The sequence below is a fragment of the Streptomyces sp. KLMMK genome, assembly GCF_036961605.1.
Lineage (GTDB): Bacteria > Actinomycetota > Actinomycetes > Streptomycetales > Streptomycetaceae > Streptomyces > Streptomyces telluris.
In genome coordinates this window covers 1-2,145 of record NZ_JBAMDC010000649.1, presented here as the reverse complement: position 1 = coordinate 2,145, position 2,145 = coordinate 1, and the positions used below count along the sequence as shown (strand labels likewise).

The window sequence follows — 2,145 nt, the reverse complement described above, 5'->3', positions numbered from 1 at the left end:
ACCGATCGCGAGGTACGACGCGTCCTGCCGGAACGGCACCGTCTGGTAGAGCGATGCGGCCCCGGGCTCGGGGCGCGGCGCCCGCTCGGCCAGCGTGAGCCCCCGCACCCGCTCCACGACCTGCCGCAGGTGCTCCGGAGTCGTACCGCAGCAGCCGCCCACCAGCGAGAGCCCGTACTCCCGCACGAACGACTCGTGCGCGTCCGCCAGCTCGGCGGGCGACAGCGGGTAGTGCGCGCCGTTCTTCCCCAGCACCGGCAGACCCGCATTGGGCATGGCGGAGACGCGCGTACGGGCGTGCCGGGAGAGATAGCGCAGGTGCTCGCTCATCTCGTCCGGACCCGTGGCGCAGTTCAGGCCGATCATGTCGATGCCCAGCGGCTCCAGGGCCGTCAGGGCGGCCCCGATCTCCGAACCCAGCAGCATCGTGCCGGTCGTCTCCACCGTGACCTGCACCAGCAGCGGCAGATCCACCCCGGAGGCCGCCATGGCCCGCCGCGCGCCGATCACGGACGCCTTCGTCTGCAGCAGGTCCTGCGTCGTCTCCACCAGGATCGCGTCCGCACCGCCGGCCACCAGGCCCTCGACGTTCTGCTGGTACGCGTCCCGCAGCGCCACGTACGGGGCGTGGCCGAGCGTCGGCAGCTTCGTGCCCGGGCCGACCGAGCCCAATACCCAGCGGGCCCGCCCGTCCCCGGCCGCGAACTCGTCCGCGACCTCCCGCGCGATCCGGGCACCCGCCTCCGACAGCTCGAAGATCCGCTCGGGGATGTCGTACTCGCCCAGCGCCGCCAGGTTCGCGCCGAAGGTGTTGGTCTCCACGCAGTCCACGCCCACCGCGAAATAGGCCTCGTGGACGGAGCGGACGATGTCGGGGCGCGTGACGTTCAGGACCTCGTTGCAGCCCTCCAGCTGCTCGAAGTCCTCCATGCTGGGGTCCTGCTCCTGCAGCATCGTGCCCATCGCGCCGTCGGCCACCACGACCCGGGAGGCGAGCGCCTCCCGCAGCCCGGCGGCCCGGGTGGCGGCATCGGTCGCAGCCGCAGTCACGACGCGCTGCCCGCGGTCGACGGATCCGCCAGGTGCGGAGAGTGCGGCAGATGCGGCAGACGCGGCAGGTGCGGCAGACGCGGCAGGTGCGGGGCGATCTCCCGAGCGGCCTGCGCCCCGTAGGCGTCCTCGATACGGGCCAGCAGGTCGCTCCACGCCGGCTCGTACTCCTGCGTGCCGACGGACTCCAGCACCAGCGTGGCCAGTGCGCAGCCCAGCTGCGCGGCGCGCTCGTACGGCTGCTGCCACACGACGCCGGCGAGGAACCCGGCCCGGAAGGCGTCGCCGACGCCCGTCGGGTCCTTGATGTCACCGGTCGGGACGGCGGGAACGCGCAGCTCCGCGCCGCCCTCCTCCGTGATCACCACGCCGTTCTCCCCCAGCGTGGTCACCCAGGTGCCCACGCGCGCGAGGACCTCGGCCGCCGTCCAGCCGGTGCGCTCCTGCAGCAGCGCGGCCTCGTACTCGTTGGTGAACAGGAAGCGGGCACCGTCCACCAGCCGGCGGGTCTCCTCCGCGCCCAGCCGGGCGAGCTGCTGCGAGGGGTCGGCTGCGAAGGGCAGGCCCGTGGCCCGGCACTCGTCCGTGTGCCGGAGCATCGCGGCGGGGTCGTTGGGGGCGACGACGACCAGGTCGAGGCCGCCGACCCGCCGCGCCACCGGCGCCAGCTCGATCTCGCGGGCCTCGGCCATGGCCCCGGCGTAGAAGGTGGCGATCTGATTCTGGTCGGCGTCCGTGGTGCAGACGAAGCGGGCCGTGTGCAGGGACCCGCTGATGTGCACCGAGTCGGTGTCCGCCCCGTTGGCGCTCAGCCACTGCCCGTACTCGGCGAAGTCCGCGCCCGCCGCGCCCAGCAGCACCGGGCGCAGGCCGAGCCGGCCCATGCCGAAGGCGATGTTGGCGGCGACGCCGCCGCGCCGGATCTCCAGCGTGTCGGCGAGGAAGGACAGGGACACCTTGTCGAGCTGGTCGGGGATGAGCTGCTCGGTGAAGCGTCCGGGATAGACCATCAGGTGGTCGGTGGCTATCGAACCGGTCACGGCGATGCGCACGGGGTTCTCTCCCTGGGCTCGGGGCGAGGGGCGGTGGGTCCTG

Annotated in this window: 1 protein-coding gene and 1 pseudogene; both read right to left on the bottom strand. The window is 73.3% G+C overall.

Annotated features, from left to right (window positions below):
- Positions 1-1,050 (bottom strand): homocysteine S-methyltransferase family protein (locus V7793_RS36720; protein ID WP_336014014.1); only part of this gene is annotated, 1,050 nt, incomplete at its 3' end.
- A gap of 80 nt (positions 1,051-1,130) precedes the next feature.
- Positions 1,131-2,102, bottom strand: a pseudogene (locus V7793_RS36715) (carbohydrate kinase family protein); the annotation flags it as partial.
- Positions 2,103-2,145 lie beyond the last annotated feature (43 nt).